This window comes from Stenotrophomonas sp. STM01, from assembly GCF_014852135.1.
In the GTDB taxonomy this organism is placed as follows: domain Bacteria; phylum Pseudomonadota; class Gammaproteobacteria; order Xanthomonadales; family Xanthomonadaceae; genus Stenotrophomonas; species Stenotrophomonas capsici.
In genome coordinates this window covers 1,332,882-1,350,946 of the sequence record NZ_JACVBA010000001.1, presented here as the reverse complement: position 1 = coordinate 1,350,946, position 18,065 = coordinate 1,332,882, and the positions used below count along the sequence as shown (strand labels likewise).

The following is an 18,065-nucleotide window of genomic DNA, read 5'->3' as shown; positions in this document are numbered from 1 at the left end:
TGTTTGCGCAGTTGCCAGCCATGCCCGCCTGAATGGCAAGGTAGCCACCGGCGTGATTTCACATGGTCTCTACAGTGCTGAATTTCATGGAAATCTCAAAATTTGAGACGAAACAGCAACTTGTGGATAAGCCTTGAACAAGTCTCTAAACATTGCTGCAAGCTATTGATGCTTATGGCGATTTTGTGCACGGAAAGTTGTTGACAAGCCAAGGTCGGCTGCTAAGGTGGGCATCAGAGGGAAAACCGGGTTTTTTGTGGTTTTTCGTGGTTCAATGACCCCCTGGGCAAAAGCGGACAAACAGGTATAGCCGTCGTGTTTCAAGGCGAGACTGCCATCACGGTTGACGACAAGGGACGCATGGCGGTGCCAACCGCCTACCGCGACCTGGTCGCGCGCGTGAGCGGCAATCGCCTGGTACTGACCTACAACCCGTTCGAAGCCGGTTGCCTGTGGTTGTACTCAGAGCAGGAGTGGGAACGGGTGCGGGACGATGTGATGGCCAAGCCCAACACGCAGCGCGTGGTGCGCACCCTGCAGCAGAAGCTTGTCGGTTCGGCGGCCCATCTGGAACTGGATGGCAATGGCCGCATCAGCCTGCCTTCCAGTCACCGCAATGCGGTGGGCATCGAGAAGAAGGCCGTGCTGATGGGAATGGGCGACAAGTTCGAACTTTGGAGCGAGCAAGCGCATCGCGCACTGATCCAGCAGACATTGTCTGACGAGGATCTGGGCGATGGGCTGCTCGACTTGAAGTTGTGAGCCGGGGTGCCCGGGTGCGCGGTCAAGCGCAGGCCGGTCACCCTCCGGTGTCGCAGCCGCCGGCGGCTCACCTGCCGGTGCTGTACACCCAGGTCCTTCAGGGCCTGAGGGTGATCGAAGACGGTACTTACCTGGATGGCACGTTCGGTCGTGGCGGTCACGCCGGCGGCGTGCTGCGCCAGCTCGGCCCGGACGGGCGCCTGCTGGTGATGGACAAGGATCCCGAGGCCATCGCCGTGGCCGAGCGCGACTTCGCGCCGGACGGTCGAGTGTCGATCTACCGCGGCAGCTTCGCCGACCTGCTGGACTGGAACCAGACCGCCGCCGGCCTGGACGGCGTGCTGTTCGACCTGGGCGTGTCCTCGCCGCAGCTGGACGTGGCCGAACGCGGTTTCAGCTTCGGCAAGGACGGCCCGCTGGACATGCGCATGGACCCGGATTCGGGCGAGAGCGCCGCGCAGTGGGTCAACCGCGCCGAAGAGCGCGAGATCGCCGACGTGCTGTGGACCTACGGCGAGGAGCGGCAGAGCCGCCGCATCGCCCGGGCCATCGTTGCGCGTCGTGCCAACCAGCCGTTCAGCCGCACGGCCGAACTGGCCGACGTGATCGCCTCGGTGATGCCGCGTGGCAAGGACAAGATCCACCCGGCCACGCGCAGCTTCCAGGCCATCCGCATCCACATCAACCGCGAGCTGTCCGACCTGGAGGCCGGGCTGGACGCGGCGATGGCGCGGCTCAAGCCGGGTGGCCGGCTGGCGGTGATCAGCTTCCATTCGCTGGAAGACCGCATCGTCAAGCAGTTCATGAACCGCCATGCCAAGGCCCCGCCGAGCAACCGCCGGCTGCCCGAGGCGGTGGCCTTCGTGCCGACGCTGGACCTGATCGGTGGCGCCATCAAGGCCGAGGACGACGAACTGGCGGTCAACCCGCGCTCGCGCAGCGCGGTGCTGCGGGTTGCCCAGAAACGCGAGGTGGCTGCATGAGCCGCCTGCTGCTGATCGTGCTGCTGGCCTGCACCATCGCCTCGGCGATCGGGGTGGTGTTCATGCGCCATCGCCATCGGCAGCTGTTCGTCGAGTTGTCCCGGCTCGAGCACGCCCGCGACGAGCTGAACATCGAGTTCGGTCGCCTGCAGCTGGAGCAGGCCACCCTGGCCCAGGCCACGCGCGTGGACCAGGAGGCACGGGGCCGGCTGGCGATGAAGTTCCCCGAGGCCGCTGACATCGTGGTGATCCGGCCATGAACCAGCCCGTGCGCAACCGCAACCGCAGCCAGTTCAACCTGCGCAACCGCCTGATGATGGTGGCCGTGGGGCTGGGCCTGTGCGGGGTGACGCTGGTCGGGCGCGCGGCCTACGTGCAGTTGATCAACAGCGACTTCTACCAGCGGCAGGGCGAGGCCCGTTACCTGCGTGAAGTGCCGATCCCGACCTCGCGCGGCATGATCACCGACCGCAACGGCGAGCCGGTGGCGGTGTCCACGCCGGTGGCCTCGATCTGGGTCAACCCGCAGGAACTGCTGCGCGTGCCCGAGCGCATCCCCGAGCTGGCGCAGGCCCTGGGGCTGCCCGCCGACGAAGTGACGGCCAAGGTCACGCAGAAGGCCGACAAGGAGTTCATGTACCTGCGTCGCCGGATGAACCCGGACGTGGCCGAGCAGGTCGTGGCGCTGAAGATCCCGGGCGTGTTCTCGCAGCGCGAGTTCCGTCGCTATTACCCGCAGGGTGAGGCGATGGCGCACGTGCTGGGCTTCACCAACATCGACGACCACGGCCAGGAAGGCCTGGAGCTGGCCTTCGACGAATGGCTGCGCGGCAAGCCGGGCATCAAGAAGGTGATCCGCGACCGCAAGGGCGCGATCGTGGAGAGCATCGACCTGGTCCGTCCGGCCGAGCCGGGCAAGGACCTGACTCTGAGCATCGATCGCCGCATCCAGTTCCTGGCCATGCGCGAGCTGCGCAACGCGGTGACCACCAACCGTGCGGCCGGTGGTTCGATCGTGATCATGGACGTGGCCACCGGCGAGGTGATGGCCATGGCCAACCTGCCGACCTACAACCCGAATGCCGTCAGTGGCGCCACCCCGGACACGCGCCGCAACCGCGCGGTGACCGACCTGGTCGAGCCCGGCTCGACGATGAAGCCGCTGACCATCGCCACCGCGCTGCAGAACCACGTGGTCACCCCGGACACGGTCATCGACACCAACCCGGGCTACCTGTCGCTGGGCCGCTACACCATCCGCGACGTGCCGCGTAACAACGGCGTGCTCAACGTCACCGGCGTGATCACCCGCAGCTCCAACATCGGCGCGGCCAAGATCGTCGCGCGCATCCCCGACCAGATGTTCTACGACTCGGTGCGTGGCTTCGGTTACGGCGTGGCCCCGCACAGCGGCTTCCCCGGCGAATCGGCGGGCGTGGTGCCGTCGCCGGGCAGCCCGGGCTGGTACGGCACCACCAAGACCACGATGTCCTACGGCTACGGCCTGTCGGTGACGCCGCTGCAGATCGCGCAGGCGTACTCGGCGCTGGCCAACGGTGGGCAGGTGATCCAGCCGACCTTCATCAAGGGCCAGCGCAACGAGGCGCGGCAGGTGCTGGACCCGTCCGTGGCCCAGGAAGTGGTGCGGATGATGGAAACCGTGGTCACCAACGGCGGCGCCAAGCAGGCGGCGATCCTGGGCTATCACGTCGCCGGCAAGACCGGCACCGCGCGCAAGAATGGTCCCAACGGCTACGAGCGCGGCCACTACAACCTGTTGTTCGCCGGCGTGGTGCCGGCCACCAACCCGCGCTATGCCGCGGTGATCGTGGTCAACGACCCGCAGGGCAGCCTGCAGTACGGCGGCCTGGTGTCCGCGCCGGTCTTCCACCACGTGATGGAAGGCACGCTGCGCCTGATGGACGTGCCGCCGGACGACATCCAGTCGTGGTTGGCGGCGCAGGCCGCGGGCAAGGTCGGGGGCAAGCCGGGCAGCAGCACGGCACCGCTGCCGATCCCGCAGGACGCCGCCGAAGCCACCAACGCTGAAACCGAATTCGACGCCGCACTGCCAACGGCCAGTGCGCCTGCGCCTGCCACGACGGAGGTGCGCCAGTGAGCCGCACGATGCTGTTGTCCCACCTGCTGCCTGACCTGGCCCTGCCGCACGACCCGCAGATCAGCGGGTTGGTGCTCGACTCGCGCCACGTGCGCCCCGGCGATGCCTTCGTGGCGATTGCCGGCTTCGGCGCGCATGGCCTGGGTTTCGTCGAGCAGGCCAGGGCCAACGGCGCCTCGGTGGTGCTGTTCGAGCCGCCGGCCCCGGCCGAGCTGCCGGCCCCGGCCGATGCCATCGCGGTGCCGGGCCTGCGCCAGCGCATGGGCATGATGGCCGACCAGTTCCATGGCCAGCCGTCGCGTGCGATGACCATGGTCGGCGTCACCGGCACCAACGGCAAAACCTCGACCGTGCAGCTGTTGACCCAGGCATGGCACCTGCTGGGCATCGCCAGTGGCTCGATCGGCACGCTCGGCGTGGGCCTGTACGGCAACATCGTGCCGACCGGCTTCACCACGCCGCTGGTGCTGCAGATGCATGACGTGCTGGCCCAGCTGCGCGACGGCGGCGCCGTCGCGGTGGCGATGGAAGTCAGCTCGCACGCCCTGGACCAGGGGCGCGTGGATGCGGTGCATTACGACGTGGCGGTGTTCACCAACCTCACCCGCGACCACCTGGACTACCACGGCAGCATGGAAGCCTACGGCGCGGCCAAGGCCCGGCTGTTCCACCGTGCGGGCCTGAAGGCGGCGGCGATCAACCTGGACGATGCGTTCGGCCGCGACCTGATCACCACCCTGGCCGAAGGCGTGCAGGCCATCGGCCTGAGCTCGACCGGCCAGGCCGGTGCCAGCGTGCGCGCCGAGCAACTGGTGCTGGACGGGCAGGGCATCGGCTTCGAGCTGGTGATCGGGGACGCGCGCTTCGCGCTGCGTTCGCCGCTGCTGGGGCGCTTCAACGTCGACAACCTGCTGGCGGTGGCCGGTGCGCTGCATGGCCTGGGCCAGCCGGCGGCGACCATCGCCCAGGTGCTGGCGCAGCTGCAGCCGATCCGTGGCCGCATGAACCGTCTCGGCGGCCACGGTGAACCGACCGTGGTCATCGACTACGCGCACACGCCCGACGCACTGGAGCAGGCGCTGCGCAGCCTGCATGGCCACCTCGATGGCCGCCTGCTGTGCGTGTTCGGCTGCGGTGGCGAGCGTGACACCGGCAAGCGCCCGCAGATGGCGGCCATTGCCGAGGAATTGGCCGACGTGGTGTTCGTCACCGACGACAACCCGCGCGGCGAGGACGGCGACGTGATCGTCGCCGACATCATGGCCGGCTTCGCCGATCCGTCCCGGGTCAACGTGCAGCGTGACCGTGCCCGCGCCATTGGCGCGGCCGTCGCGCAGGCGGGCCCGGGCGACATCGTGCTGGTCGCCGGCAAGGGCCACGAGCCCTACCAGGAGATTGCAGGTATCAAACATCCTTTCGATGACACCGACGTGGCATCGCGCGCGCTGCAGGCACGCTCGGCGAACGGGGAGGTGACCGCATGAAGCGCACCCCGCTGTCGCTGATCGCGCATTGGGCCGGCGGTGAGATCCACGGCGAGGACGTGGCGATCGACGCCATTGGCAACGACACCCGTACGCTCGCCGCCGGCAGCCTGTACGTGGCACTGCGCGGCGAGCGCTTCGACGGCCACGACTTCGCCGCCGACGCGGTGGCCCGTGGCGCCAGCGCGCTGCTGGTGGATACGCTGCAGCCGTTGGACGTGCCACAGGTCGTGGTCGCCGACACCGCGCTGGCCCTGGCCCGCATCGCCGCCGGCATGCAGCAGGGCCGCGCCACGCGCGTGTTCGCCATCACCGGCAGCAACGGCAAGACCAGCGTCAAGAACCTGCTGCTGGCGATCCTGCAGCACGCCGCCGCCGTGCAGGGCCTGCACGTGCATGCCACGCCGGGCAACCGCAACAACGAGATCGGCCTGCCGCTGGCGGTGATCGATGCGCCGGACGATGCCGACTTCGCCATCTACGAGATGGGCACCGGCAAGCCGGGCGACATCGCCTACCTGACCGCCATCGCCGCGCCGGACGTGTCGCTCGTCAACAACGTCGCGCCGGCGCACCTGGAGCGCATGGGCAGCCTGCTGGAGATCGCCAACACCAAGGCGGCGGTCTACGACGACCTGCGCGCCGACGGCGTGGCGGTGGTCAATGCCGACGATGCGTTCGCACCGTACTTCGTGGCCCGTGCCGGCAGCCATCGGGTGCTGCGCTTCGGCCTGGAGGCCAGCGCCGAGGTCACCGCCACCGGCATCGTGCTGGGCCAGGGCAGCTCGCGCTTCCAGCTGCACGCGCCGCAGGGCGAGGCCGCGGTGGCGCTGCAGTTGCCGGGCCGCCACAACGTGCTCAACGCACTGGCCGCCGCGACGCTGGCGCTGGCCGCCGGCATCGCGTTGCCGCTGGTGATCCAGGGCCTGGCGCAGGCGCGCCCGGTCGCCGGCCGCCAGGTTGCCCACGTGCTGGCCAACGGCGCGGTGCTGGTCGATGACAGCTACAACGCCAACCCCGGTTCGCTGGCCGCGGCGATCAGCGCGCTGGCCGCAGGCCAGGAAGAAGGCTGGCTGGTGCTGGGCGACATGCGCGAACTGGGCCCGGATGCACGCGCGCTGCATGCGCAGGCCGGGCAGCGCGCCCGCTCGGCCGGCCTCAAGCGCCTGTACACGCTGGGGCCGTTGAGCGAGGCCGCATCGACCGCCTTCGGCGAAGGCGGCCGTCATTTCGACAGCCATGCCGCGCTGGCGGCCGCGCTGGAAACCGAACTTCATGCTGGCGTGCGTTGCCTGGTCAAGGGCTCGCGCGGCAGCGCCATGGACAAGATCGTGACCGCGCTGTTGCCGCGCGGCGAGGAAACCCCGCATGTTGCTTGAACTGGCCCGATGGCTGCAGCAGTTGGACGGCCTCTTCCGCCTGTTCAACTACCTTACCTTCCGCGGCATCCTGGCGGCGCTGACCGCGCTGTCGCTGTCGCTGTGGCTGGGCCCGATCGCGATCCGTCGCCTGGCCCAGCTCAAGGGCGGCCAGCCGATCCGCAAGGATGGCCCGCAGTCGCACTTCTCCAAGGCCGGCACGCCGACCATGGGCGGTGGCCTGATCCTGACCACCGTGCTGATCTCGGTGCTGCTGTGGGGCGACCTGCGCAACCGCTACGTGTGGCTGGTGCTGGTGGTGATGCTGTGCTTCGGCGCCATCGGCTGGTACGACGACTGGATCAAGATCGCCAGGCGCGACCCGAACGGCCTGAAGTCGCGCTGGAAGTACCTGCTGCAGTCGATCTTCGGCCTGGCCGCCGGCCTGTTCCTGTTCTACACCGCCGACGTGCCGGCGGCGCTGACGTTCTACATCCCGATGTTCAAGTCGATCGCGCTGCCGCTGGCGGGCATCAGCTTCGTGGCCATCGCCTACTTCTGGATCGTCGGCTTCTCCAACGCGGTCAACCTGACCGATGGCCTGGATGGCCTGGCGATCATGCCGACCGTGCTGGTCGCCTGCGCGCTGGGCGTGTTCGCCTATGCCTCCGGCAACGCGGTGTTCTCCAGCTACCTGCAGATCCCGCAGATCCCGGGCGCCGGCGAGCTGGTCATCATCTGCGCGGCCATCGCCGGCGCCGGCCTGGGCTTCCTGTGGTTCAACACCTATCCGGCCATGGTGTTCATGGGTGACGTCGGCGCACTGGCGCTGGGCGCGGTGCTGGGCACCATCGCCGTGATCGTGCGCCAGGAGCTGGTGCTGGTGGTGATGGGCGGCGTGTTCGTGATCGAGACCCTGTCGGTGATGATCCAGGTGGCCTCGTTCAAGCTCACCGGCAAGCGCGTGTTCCGCATGGCCCCGATCCACCACCACTTCGAACTGAAGGGCTGGCCGGAGCCGCGCGTGATCGTGCGCTTCTGGATCATCTCGGTGGTGCTGGTGTTGATCGGCCTGGCAACGCTCAAGGTGCGCTGATGGACGATTACTCGCGTCAGGCAACCCGACTGGAAGCCATCGGCGGCAGCTACGACAAGTGGCTGCTGGGCGCCGCCATGGCGCTGGCTTCGATCGGGATCGTGATGGTGGCTTCCAGCTCCATCGCGCTGACGCAGAGTCCGTTCTACTACCTGACCCGCCACCTGATGTTCATCGCCATCGGCGTGGTGCTGGCCGCGGTGGCGATGCGCGTGGAGCTGAAGGAAATCGAGAAGTACAACCAGCTGCTGCTGCTGGGCTGCTTCGCGCTGCTGATCGTGGTGTTCATCCCCGGCCTGGGCAGCAGCGTCAACGGCGCGCGGCGCTGGATCAACCTGGGCGTGTCCAAGTTCCAGACCGTGGAAGCGGTGAAGGTGCTGTACATCGTGTGGCTGTCCAGCTACCTGGTGCGCTTCCGCGACGAGGTCAACGCGACCTGGGTCGCCATGCTCAAGCCGGTCGGCGTGGTCGGCCTGCTGGTCGGCCTGCTGCTGATGCAGCCGGACTTCGGCTCCTCGATGCTGCTGCTGGGCATCACCACCTGCATGCTGGTGCTCGGTGGCGCGCAGATCAAGCGCATCATCCTGCCGGTGCTGCTGATGCTGCCGGCGCTGGTGCTGCTGGTGATCTTCGAGCCGTACCGCATGCGCCGCGTCACCTCGTTCATGGACCCGTGGCAGGACCAGCTCGGCTCGGGCTACCAGCTGTCCAACGCGCTGATGGCGATCGGCCGCGGCGAGTGGACCGGCGTCGGCCTGGGTGCCTCGATCCAGAAGCTGAACTACCTGCCCGAATCGCATACCGACTTCATCTTCTCGGTGATCGCCGAGGAGCTGGGGTTCCTGGGGGTGTGCGCGATCATCGGCCTGTACGCGCTGCTGGTCGGCCGTGCGTTCTGGCTGGGCATGCGCTGCATCGAGATGCGCCGCCACTTCGCCGGCTACATCGCCTTCGGCATCGCGCTGTGGATCAGCCTGCAGACCTTCGTCTCGATCGGCGTGAACCTGGGCATGCTGCCGACCAAGGGCCTGACCCTGCCGCTGATCTCCTCCGGTGGCTCGAGCGTGATGATGACCTGCGTGGCGATGGGCCTGCTGCTGCGCGTGTCCTACGAATACAACCGCGCCGTGCGCCGCCAGGAATTCCGCGAGGACATCGAACCGGTGGTTGCTGCCGCCGAGGACGACAGCGCCGAGCGCCGTTCGGCCACCGAGGTGGCCGCCGCGCTGCAGGCCGCCAACGGGCGCGACAGCTCGGCGCGCGGTACCAGCCGCATGCAGCAACGGGTCGAACCGACCTTCGGGAGGATCGCCTGATGACCGCGTCCACTGCCCAGGCACGCCCGGTGATGATCATGGCCGGCGGTACCGGTGGCCACATCTTCCCCGGCCTGGCCGTGGCCAAGGTGCTGCGCGCGCGTGGCGTGCCGGTGGTGTGGCTGGGCGCCGATGGCGCGATGGAAACCCGGCTGGTCCCCCAGCACGACATCCCGATCGACACGCTGGCCATCTCCGGCCTGCGCGGCAAGGGCAAGCTGGCCTTGCTGGGTGCGCCGATGCGCGTGCTGCGCGCCATCCGCGGCGCCGGCTACGTGCTGCGCGAGCGCAACCCGCGCGCGGTGGTGGCCTTCGGTGGCTTCGCCGCCGGCCCGGGTGGCATGGCCGCGCGCCTGCACGGGCTGCCGTTGCTGGTGCACGAGCAGAACCGCGCGCCGGGCATGACCAACCGCATCCTGTCGCGCTTCGCGCGGCGCGTGCTGACCGGTTTCCCGGGCAGTTTCGCCAATGGTCGCGAGGAAGCCGTGGGCAACCCGGTGCGCGAGGAGATCGCCGCGTTGCCGGCGCCGGACGTGCGCCTGGCCGGACGCAGTGGCCCGATGCGGCTGCTGGTGCTGGGCGGCAGCCAGGGCGCACGCGCCTTGAACAACGCCGTGCCCCAGGCACTGGCCGCGCTCGGTGGCGGCGTGGCCATCGAGGTCTGGCACCAGTGCGGCGAGAAGCTGCACGAGGAAGCCCTGCAGGCCTACCGCGCCGCGGGCGTGGACGGCCGCGTCGATGCCTTCATCAAGGACATGGCCGCCGCCTATGCGTGGGCCGACCTGGTGGTGTGCCGCGCCGGTGCTTCGACGCTGGCCGAGCTGTGCGCGGTGGGCGTGGGCAGCGTGCTGGTGCCGTTCGCCGCGGCGGTGGATGACCACCAGACCCGCAATGCCGAATACCTGGTCGAGCGCGGTGCCGCCGAACTGCTCAAGCAGGACGACGCGCTGGCCAGAAACCTGGAAGGCGTGCTGCGCACGCTTGCCGATACGCCGGCCCACCGCATGCAGATGGCGCAAGCCGCGCGTGCGCTGGCCAAGGTCGATGCGGCTGAACGCATCGCGGACATCATTCTCGAGGAAGCAGCATGAACACGGCACCGCGCACCCGCGCCCGCCACACCGGAGGCCGGGCATGATCCGTCGCCTCCACGACACCAACGACCTGGTCCGCGCGTTCCCGCGCGTGCACTTCGTCGGCATCGGCGGCACCGGCATGAGCGGCATCGCCGAAGTCATGCTGACCCTGGGCTACGAAGTCTCCGGTTCGGACAACGCCGACAACGCGGCTACCCGTCGCCTGTCGCGGCTGGGTGCGCGCGTGATGCGCGGCCACTCGGCCGCCAACGTGCTGGGCACCGACTGCATCGTCGTCTCCAGCGCCATCCGCGAGGACAACCCGGAGCTGATGGAGGCGCGCAGCCAGCGCATCCCGATCATGCCGCGCGCGGCGATGCTGGCCGAGCTGATGCGCTTCCGTCGCGGCATCGCGGTGGCCGGCACGCACGGCAAGACCACCACCACCTCGCTGACGGCCGCGGTGCTGAGCGAAGGCAACCTGGACCCGACCTTCGTGATCGGTGGCCAGTTGCTGGCCGCCGGCGCCAACGCCAAGCTCGGCGGTGGCCAGTGGCTGGTGGCCGAGGCCGACGAGAGCGACGGCAGCTTCCTGCGCCTGAACCCGCTGGTGGCGGTGATCACCAACATCGATGCGGATCACCTGGAGAACTACGGCAACGACTTCGCCCGCGTCCAGGCCGCATTCGCCGAGTTCCTGCAGCGCCTGCCGTTCTACGGCCTGGCGGTGCTGTGCATCGACGACCCGGAAGTGGCGGCGTTGGCGGCCAAGACCCCGCGCCACGTGATGAGCTACGGCATGAGCAGCAATGCCGACGTGCGTGCCGAGGACGTGGTCCAGGACGGCGCCTGCATGCGCTTCACCCTGCGCCTGCCCGAAGGCAGCTCGGTGCCGGTCAAGCTGGCCCTGCCGGGCAAGCACAACGTGCTCAACGCGCTGGCCGCCGCTGCGGTGGGCTGGCAGCTGGGCGTGGCCCCGGAAGCCATCGCCGCCGCGCTGGAGAAGTTCGAAGGCGTCGGCCGCCGCTTCAACGACCTGGGCATCGTGACCACCCACAAGGGGGCCAAGGTACGGGTGATCGACGACTACGGCCATCACCCGCGCGAGCTGGCGGCGGTGTTCGCCGCTGCCCGCGGCGGTTGGCCGTCGCAGCGCCTGGTGGTGGCCTTCCAGCCGCACCGCTACAGCCGTACCCGTGACCAGTTCGATGCCTTCGCCGCGGTGCTGTCCGAAGTGGACGCGCTGGTGCTGAGCGAGGTCTACCCGGCCGGCGAAGCGCCGATCCCGGGTGCCGATTCCAAGTCGCTGGCACGCGCCATCCGCGCACGCGGTCGCAGCGAGCCGGTGGTGGTCGGCCAGGCGGCCGACCTGGCCTCGGTGCTGCCGGACGTCCTGCAGGACGGCGACCTGCTGCTGATGATGGGGGCCGGCGACATCGGCGCGGTGGCCCAGACGGTGGTGACCGAAGGCTTCAAGGAGCACCCGGCCGAATGAACCGCCACGCATTCCCGTCCATGCCCGCCCACATCGCCGCGCCGCGGTCGGTGTCGGCCGCGCGTGCGCGGAATGCGGGGGAGGGCGCGCGATGAACGCGCTCCTGCGCATGCTCGCCTGGTTGCTGGCCATCGCCCTGGTGGCGCTGCCGGTGGTGGCCGTGCTCAACGGCTGGGTCGGCGCCGAGCGTTGGCCGCTGGCCAAGCTGCGCGTGCACGGCGAATTCAAGCGGGTCTCCGGTGAACAGCTGCAGAAAGCCCTGCTGCCGTATGCACGCGCCGGCTACTTCGCGGTTGAGCTGCAGGACGCGCAGAGCGCCGTGCAGAAGCTGCCGTGGGTGGAGAGCGCGCAGGTGCGCAAGCAGTGGCCGGACGTGCTGGAAGTGACCATCGTCGAGCACAAGCCGTTCGCCCGCTGGGGCAAGGACCGGCTGCTGTCCGAGCAGGGCCGCCTGTTCGCCGTGCCGCATGGCCTGGAGGACGCGCCGCTGCCGCTGCTCGATGGCCCGGACAGCAAGACCGCCGAAGTGGTCGAGCTCTACAACGACTCGCGCGCGTTGTTCGCGCCGGCCGGGGTGGACGTGCACCAGGTGGTGATGGACGCCCGTGGCAGCTGGTCGCTGGCGCTGGACAACGGCACCGAGATCATCGTCGGCCGCAATGACGCACGCACGCGCCTGGCCCGCTTCGTGCGGGTGCTGCCGCAGCTCACGCGCACCCAGGTGCCGATCGTGCGCGCCGACCTTCGCTATACCAACGGTTTCACGCTGAGCTGGGGAACCCCGCCGCCGGCAACAAAGCAGACGCAGGACAGGACATGAATCGCAAGGGTGACAAATCGTTGATCGTCGGCCTGGACATCGGCACCTCCAAGGTGGTGGCGCTGGTGGGCGAGTACTCGCCGGGCAGCCCGATCGAGGTGATCGGCATCGGCTCGCACGAATCGCGCGGCCTCAAGCGCGGCGTGGTGGTGGACATCGAATCCACCGTGCAGTCGATCCAGCGCGCCATCGAGGAAGCCGAGCTGATGGCCGGCTGCGAGATCCGTTCGGTCTATGCCTCGATCTCCGGCAACCACGTGCAGTGCCGCAACTCGCAGGGCATCACCCCGATCCGCGAAGGCGAGGTCAGCTGGGGCGACCTGGACCGCGTGCTGGAAGCGGCCAAGGCGGTCGCCATCCCGGCCGACCAGAAGATCCTGCATGCGATCCCGCGCGAGTACGTGCTGGACGACTCGCAGGAAGGCATCCGCAACCCGGTCGGCATGACCGGCGTGCGCCTGGAGGTGCATGCGCACCTGGTGGTGTGCGCGCAGTCGGCCGCGGCCAACATCAGCAAGTGCGTGCAGCGCTGCGGCCTGCAGGTCGACGACCTGGTGCTGTCCTCGCTGGCCTCCAGCGTGGCGGTGCTGACCGCCGACGAGCGCGAGCTGGGCGTGGTGCTGGTGGACATCGGCGCAGGTACCACCGACATCGCGGTGTACGTGCAGGGCGCGATCTGCCACACCGCCTCGCTGCCGATCGCCGGTGACCACGTCACCAACGACATCGCCCACATGCTGCGTACCCCGACCCCGGAAGCGGAGCAGATCAAGGTGCGCTACGCCTGCGCACTGGCGCAGCTGGCCACCGCCGAGGAGAGCATCCAGGTGCCGTCGGTCGGCGACCGTCCGCCGCGTCGCATGCCGCGCCATTCGCTGGCGCAGGCGGTGCAGGGTCGCTACGAGGAAATCTTTGAAATGGTGCAGGCCGAGCTGCGCCGTTCCGGCTTCGAGGAGATGGTGCGCGCCGGCGTGGTGCTCACCGGCGGCGCCTCGAAGATGGAAGGCGTGGTCGAGCTGGCCGAGGAAATGCTGCAGATGCCGGTACGCGTGGGCATCCCGCAGCACGTCACCGGGCTGGGCGAAGTGGTGGGTAACCCGGTGCATGCCACCGGCGTGGGCCTGCTGCTGATGGGCAGCCAGATCGAGCATCCGCGTCGTCCGTCGTTGCCCACCGGGCGCGCCGGCAGCGTGTTCAACAAATTGAAGAACTGGTTCCGCGGCGAGTTCTGAGCGTCGCGGCAGTAGTGCAGTGAAGTGGTAGGCAGGGCAAGACGAAGTGCAGTAACGCAGTCATTGATACAGGCAACAACGCCGCGCAGGGGCAGCCCGGGCGGTACATCAACTAAAACTCGCCGGTGCGGGCGGGCGCAGAAGGAGAAGGATGCTTCCCGGATGCCCGACCCAATCACGGCAATAGAGAGGACATGGACATGGCGCATTTCGAACTGATTGAAAAGATGGCACCGAACGCGGTGATCAAGGTGGTTGGCGTGGGCGGCGGCGGCGGCAACGCCGTGGCGCACATGGTCAACAGCAGCGTGGATGGCGTGGAGTTCATCACCGCCAACACCGACTCGCAGGCCATCAAGAATTGCGGTGCCAAGCTGCAGCTGCAGCTGGGTACCAACGTCACCAAGGGCCTGGGCGCAGGCGCCAACCCGGAAGTCGGCCGCCAGGCCGCCCTGGAAGACCGTGAGCGCATCATGGACGCCCTGCAGGGGGCGGACATGGTGTTCATCACCGCCGGCATGGGCGGCGGCACCGGCACCGGCGCCGCGCCGGTGGTGGCGCAGCTGGCCAAGGAAATGGGCATCCTGACCGTGGCCGTGGTCACCAAGCCGTTCCCGTTCGAAGGCCGTCGCCGCATGCAGGTCGCGCTGAAGGGCATCGAGGAACTGAGCCAGCACGTCGACTCGCTGATCACCATCCCGAACGAGAAGCTGATCACCGTGCTCGGCCGCAACGCCACCATGGTGCAGGCCTTCCGTGCCGCCAACGACGTGCTGCAGGGCGCCGTGCAGGGCATCGCCGACCTGATCGTGCGTCCGGGCCTGATCAACGTCGACTTCGCCGACGTGCGCACCGTGATGTCGGAGATGGGCCTGGCCATGATGGGCACCGGCACCGCGCGTGGCGATGACCGCGCCCAGGCCGCCGCCGAGGCCGCCATCCAGAACCCGCTGCTGGACGACGTGAACCTGGCCGGTGCCAACGGCATCCTGGTCAACATCACCGCCGGCCCGGACTTCACCATGAGCGAGTTCGACGAGATCGGCCGCACCATCGACGGCTTCTCCTCCGAGGACGCCACCGTGGTGGTGGGCACCGTGCTCGACCCGGACATGCAGGACGAAGTGCGCGTGACCGTGGTGGCCACCGGCCTGAACCGTGCCGTTGCCAAGGGCGCCGCGCCGCGTGCCGGCGAACGCGCACCGATCAAGCTGGTCCGCAACGCCACCACCGGCCAGGCCGAGTTCGGCGAGTACGAAAGCCCGGCCGATGCCGTGGCCAAGGCCGCCGGCAACTCGCTGGGCATGGGCCTGCGTCGTCCGAGCGCCGATACCGCTGCCGCCTCGTCGGCATCGGCTTCGACCCCGGCCGCCGCCGAACTGCCGAGCGACTACCTGGACATCCCGGCGTTCCTGCGCCGTCAGGCGGACTGATCCGGCCGGCATGACCGGGCGTGCCGGCCCCTGCGCCTGCCGATGACGGCAGGCCGGGGCAGGCCTGGCCCGTGGCAAGGCAATACACGTCGGGGCCGTCCACCCCGACGGGCAATATCCATGTCCTTTGTCGCCGGGCCAGGGCAGGCCCGGCGGCATTTTCCGTCCTGAATCGCGGCAGGCGCCTCGTTTCAGTGGGCCAGGGCTGCGTGTGAACGCGTGTTATTCTTGTTTGTCCCCGGCCGCGCATGCGCGGCTTTCCCGGTTCCGAGTCCATGATCCAGCAACGCACCCTCAAGAACACGATCCGCGCCACCGGCGTCGGCCTGCACAGCGGTGACAAGGTCTACATGACCCTGCGCCCTGCGCCGGTGGACCATGGCATCGTGTTCCGCCGCGTCGACCTGGAGCCCGTGGTCGAAGTGCCGGCCCGTGCCGACCTGGTCACCGAAGTCACGCTGTGCACCGGCCTGACCTGCGAAGGCGCCAAGATCCAGACCGTCGAACACCTGATGTCGGCCTTGGCCGGCCTGGGCGTTGACAACGCCATCGTCGAGCTGTCCTCGGCCGAGCTGCCGATCATGGACGGTTCGTCCGGCCCGTTCGTGTTCCTGCTGCAGTCGGCGGGCATCATCGAGCAGGACGCGCCCAAGCGTTTCCTGCGCATCCTCAAGACGGTGGAAGTGCGCGACGGCGACAAGGTCGCCCGCTTCGACCCGTACGAGGGCTACAAGCTGGGCTTCACCATCCAGTTCGACCACCCGATGATCCCGGCCAAGCAGTCGCGCGCCGAGGTCGAGTTCTCCACGGCCGCCTACATCAAGGAAATCTCCCGCGCGCGCACCTTCGGCTTCATGCGCGACCTGGAGTACATGCGCGAGCGCAACCTGGGCCTGGGCGGCTCGATGGACAATGCCATCGTGCTGGATGAGTTCCGCGTGCTCAACGACGACGGCCTGCGCTACGCCGACGAGTTCGTGCGTCACAAGATTCTCGATGCCATCGGCGACCTGTACCTGGCCGGTGGTCAGGTGCTCGGGGCCTACGAGGGCTTCAAGTCCGGCCATGCGCTCAACAACAAGCTGGTGCGTGCCCTGCTGGCCGACCAGAGCGCCTGGGAATGGGCCAGCTACGCGTCCCCCACCGCCACCGACCCGGTGGTCTACGGTGTCCCCGCCCTGGCCTGAGCCGGGTGCTCACCCGCGCATGTGTCCTGTTCTGTCCCACGGACAGGCGGACAGCTGTGTTGTCGAAATGTGAACCTCGCGCGGGTTCGAGCCTGAATTTAACTAAAAATTAACAAAAGACTAACTCCCCGGTCGCATTCGGCGGCTAGGATTCCTGCCGGCTTCCTGTTTGTCCCCCCTCGGGGTGGCGGACGGGAACCGGGGCCCCAGGGCCCCGGTGGTTTCAGGAACGCGTGGGTTTCACATCCTGAAGGGCAGCCAGGGCGTCACGCAGGCCTTTGTGCGTGGCTTCCGACACTGCGGTACTGCGCTGGTCGTTACGCACTGGGGAGTGCGGTGGCGCAGTGGCAGTCTTGACGGTCACCCGTGTGACCTTCAGCCCGATGGATCGGGCCGCGTCGATCAGCTGGCCTTCGGCAAGCCTTACCTTGGCATGCCACACCGGCGATTCGACGAGAAAAACGAGGTGTTCGCCGTCCACATTGGCCAACCGGCAACGGTTTGCCAGCGCCGGCGGCAAATGGGGGCGCAACTGCCGGTCCAGCGCATCGAGCCACAGGGCTCGTCGCAACGGGTTTCCAGCTTTGTCCGCCATCACCGCTTCCAGCGCCTGCTTGGGCGCGGAACGGGAACGAACGCTGGATTTCGGCTCAGACATAAGAATTCTTCAATGGCATTCAAAAAGATCGTAATCAAAACGCGTGAACCGCAGGCCAAGACGCCGCTCGCACGCGTTCAGATGTACTTCGAGGATCGACCCAAGGCGTTGCTGGGCAGCGTACTTGGACTGGGGTGCCTGATGGGCGTGGCGATGAGCTTCGCGCTGGGCATGGTCGGGGATTCGGCCCTGCAAGCCAAGGTCGACCACCAGGAGCAGGAGCTGGCCAAGGTCCGTGCCGACGCACAGACCCAGGTCAATGCGCTGGCCGCCCGCCTGGGCGAGCTGCAGGCCCAGGCCACGCGCCTGAACGCCCTGGGCGAGCGCCTGACCCAGATGGGCAAGCTGCAGGACGGCGAGTTCGACTTCAACGAAACCCCCGGCATGGGTGACGGCGATCCGGGCCCGACCCAGGACATCCCGGCCAACGCGGTCAACAGCGACTTACAGGTGCTGGAGCAGCGTTTCGCTGCTTCAGGCAAGCAGTTGTCGGTGCTGGAGTCGCTGCTGTTCGACCACCAGCTCGAGCAGAACGCCGTGCCCTCGCGCATGCCGATCAGCAACACCTACATCACCTCCAGCTTCGGTACCCGCGCCGACCCGTTCGGCCGCGGTGCCGGCAACCACAAGGGCATGGACTTCCACGCCCGCGTCGGCGACCCGGTCATGGCCGTGGCCGATGGCGTGGTCAGCTATTCCGGGGTCAAGGGCGGCTACGGCAACGTGGTCGAGATCGACCACGGCAACGGCTACAAGACCCTGTACGCCCACAACTCCCGCCTGACCGTGCGCGAAGGTGCGCTGGTCCGGGCCGGGCAGGAAGTGGCCAAGGCCGGCTCCACCGGCCGCTCCACCGGTGCCCACGTGCACTTCGAGGTCTGGCAGAACGGCCAGGTCATGAACCCGCGCAAGTTCCTGGGCGAGGGTGGCAACACCCCGGTCGGCCGTCTCAGCCGGGGCTGATGTTTGCCGGGTGCGGGTGGCTTGAATCGCCAAGCCCCCGCCCCAAGCTACAATAGGCGTTGCCATAGACAGGGCGCATTGCG

General features: G+C 68.3%; 16 protein-coding genes. 15 read left to right on the top strand and 1 reads right to left on the bottom strand.

What is annotated here, in order from left to right; translation table 11 throughout:
• Positions 1–306 precede the first annotated feature (306 nt).
• The 14 genes from mraZ to lpxC all read left to right on the top strand — a co-directional run bounded on the left by mraZ (position 307) and on the right by lpxC (position 16,361).
• Positions 307–762: a division/cell wall cluster transcriptional repressor MraZ gene (mraZ, locus tag IB227_RS06330; protein WP_132864993.1), complete on the top strand. Its 456-nt coding sequence runs from the start codon at positions 307–309 to the stop codon at positions 760–762.
• Between the two features lie 14 nt (positions 763–776).
• Complete coding sequence (gene rsmH / locus IB227_RS06325; RefSeq protein ID WP_192286680.1) at positions 777–1,745, top strand: 16S rRNA (cytosine(1402)-N(4))-methyltransferase RsmH; 969 nt, start codon at positions 777–779, stop codon at positions 1,743–1,745.
• On the top strand, positions 1,742–2,005 hold the full coding sequence (ftsL, locus tag IB227_RS06320; RefSeq protein WP_132864991.1) for a cell division protein FtsL: 264 nt from the start codon (positions 1,742–1,744) through the stop codon (positions 2,003–2,005). Before rsmH ends, ftsL begins: the two co-directional genes overlap by 4 nt.
• Positions 2,002–3,864 (top strand): penicillin-binding protein 2, encoded by a 1,863-nt coding sequence (locus IB227_RS06315; RefSeq protein ID WP_132864990.1) that lies wholly within the window; start codon positions 2,002–2,004, stop codon positions 3,862–3,864. The genes ftsL and IB227_RS06315 overlap by 4 nt, the downstream gene beginning before the upstream one ends.
• The gene (locus IB227_RS06310) at positions 3,861–5,348 is read left to right on the top strand and encodes a UDP-N-acetylmuramoyl-L-alanyl-D-glutamate--2,6-diaminopimelate ligase (protein WP_192286679.1); all 1,488 of its coding nucleotides are present in this window, start codon (positions 3,861–3,863) and stop codon (positions 5,346–5,348) included. The genes IB227_RS06315 and IB227_RS06310 overlap by 4 nt, the downstream gene beginning before the upstream one ends.
• Positions 5,345–6,727 (top strand): UDP-N-acetylmuramoyl-tripeptide--D-alanyl-D-alanine ligase, encoded by a 1,383-nt coding sequence (gene murF, locus IB227_RS06305; RefSeq protein ID WP_192286678.1) that lies wholly within the window; start codon positions 5,345–5,347, stop codon positions 6,725–6,727. Before IB227_RS06310 ends, murF begins: the two co-directional genes overlap by 4 nt.
• Complete coding sequence (gene mraY / locus IB227_RS06300; RefSeq protein WP_192286677.1) at positions 6,717–7,802, top strand: phospho-N-acetylmuramoyl-pentapeptide-transferase; 1,086 nt, start codon at positions 6,717–6,719, stop codon at positions 7,800–7,802. Before murF ends, mraY begins: the two co-directional genes overlap by 11 nt.
• Positions 7,802–9,118, top strand: coding sequence for a putative lipid II flippase FtsW (gene ftsW / locus IB227_RS06295; protein WP_192286676.1), 1,317 nt, complete (start codon positions 7,802–7,804; stop codon positions 9,116–9,118). The genes mraY and ftsW overlap by 1 nt, the downstream gene beginning before the upstream one ends.
• Positions 9,118–10,209 carry an undecaprenyldiphospho-muramoylpentapeptide beta-N-acetylglucosaminyltransferase gene (gene murG / locus IB227_RS06290; protein ID WP_192286675.1) on the top strand — a complete coding sequence of 364 codons (1,092 nt, stop codon included), beginning with the start codon at positions 9,118–9,120 and terminating at the stop codon, positions 10,207–10,209. The genes ftsW and murG overlap by 1 nt, the downstream gene beginning before the upstream one ends.
• A gap of 43 nt (positions 10,210–10,252) precedes the next feature.
• Positions 10,253–11,689: a UDP-N-acetylmuramate--L-alanine ligase gene (gene murC / locus IB227_RS06285; protein ID WP_192286674.1), complete on the top strand. Its 1,437-nt coding sequence runs from the start codon at positions 10,253–10,255 to the stop codon at positions 11,687–11,689.
• 91 nt (positions 11,690–11,780) lie between these two features.
• The gene (locus IB227_RS06280; RefSeq protein WP_132864983.1) at positions 11,781–12,509 is read left to right on the top strand and encodes a cell division protein FtsQ/DivIB; all 729 of its coding nucleotides are present in this window, start codon (positions 11,781–11,783) and stop codon (positions 12,507–12,509) included.
• Positions 12,506–13,741 carry a cell division protein FtsA gene (ftsA, locus tag IB227_RS06275; protein WP_132864982.1) on the top strand — a complete coding sequence of 412 codons (1,236 nt, stop codon included), beginning with the start codon at positions 12,506–12,508 and terminating at the stop codon, positions 13,739–13,741. The genes IB227_RS06280 and ftsA overlap by 4 nt, the downstream gene beginning before the upstream one ends.
• Positions 13,742–13,941: 200 nt before the next feature.
• Complete coding sequence (gene ftsZ, locus IB227_RS06270; RefSeq protein ID WP_132864981.1) at positions 13,942–15,174, top strand: cell division protein FtsZ; 1,233 nt, start codon at positions 13,942–13,944, stop codon at positions 15,172–15,174.
• Between the two features lie 275 nt (positions 15,175–15,449).
• Positions 15,450–16,361 (top strand): UDP-3-O-acyl-N-acetylglucosamine deacetylase, encoded by a 912-nt coding sequence (gene lpxC / locus IB227_RS06265; RefSeq protein WP_132864980.1) that lies wholly within the window; start codon positions 15,450–15,452, stop codon positions 16,359–16,361.
• Between the two features lie 223 nt (positions 16,362–16,584).
• Here lpxC and IB227_RS06260 read toward each other — a convergent pair whose 3' ends face one another.
• The gene (locus tag IB227_RS06260; RefSeq protein WP_192286673.1) at positions 16,585–17,019 is read right to left on the bottom strand and encodes a DUF721 domain-containing protein; all 435 of its coding nucleotides are present in this window, start codon (positions 17,017–17,019) and stop codon (positions 16,585–16,587) included.
• A 12-nt stretch (positions 17,020–17,031) separates the two neighbouring features.
• Between IB227_RS06260 and IB227_RS06255 the strand changes: the two genes are divergently transcribed.
• The gene (locus IB227_RS06255) at positions 17,032–17,982 is read left to right on the top strand and encodes a M23 family metallopeptidase (protein ID WP_192286672.1); all 951 of its coding nucleotides are present in this window, start codon (positions 17,032–17,034) and stop codon (positions 17,980–17,982) included.
• The last annotated feature ends 83 nt before the right edge of the window (positions 17,983–18,065 follow it).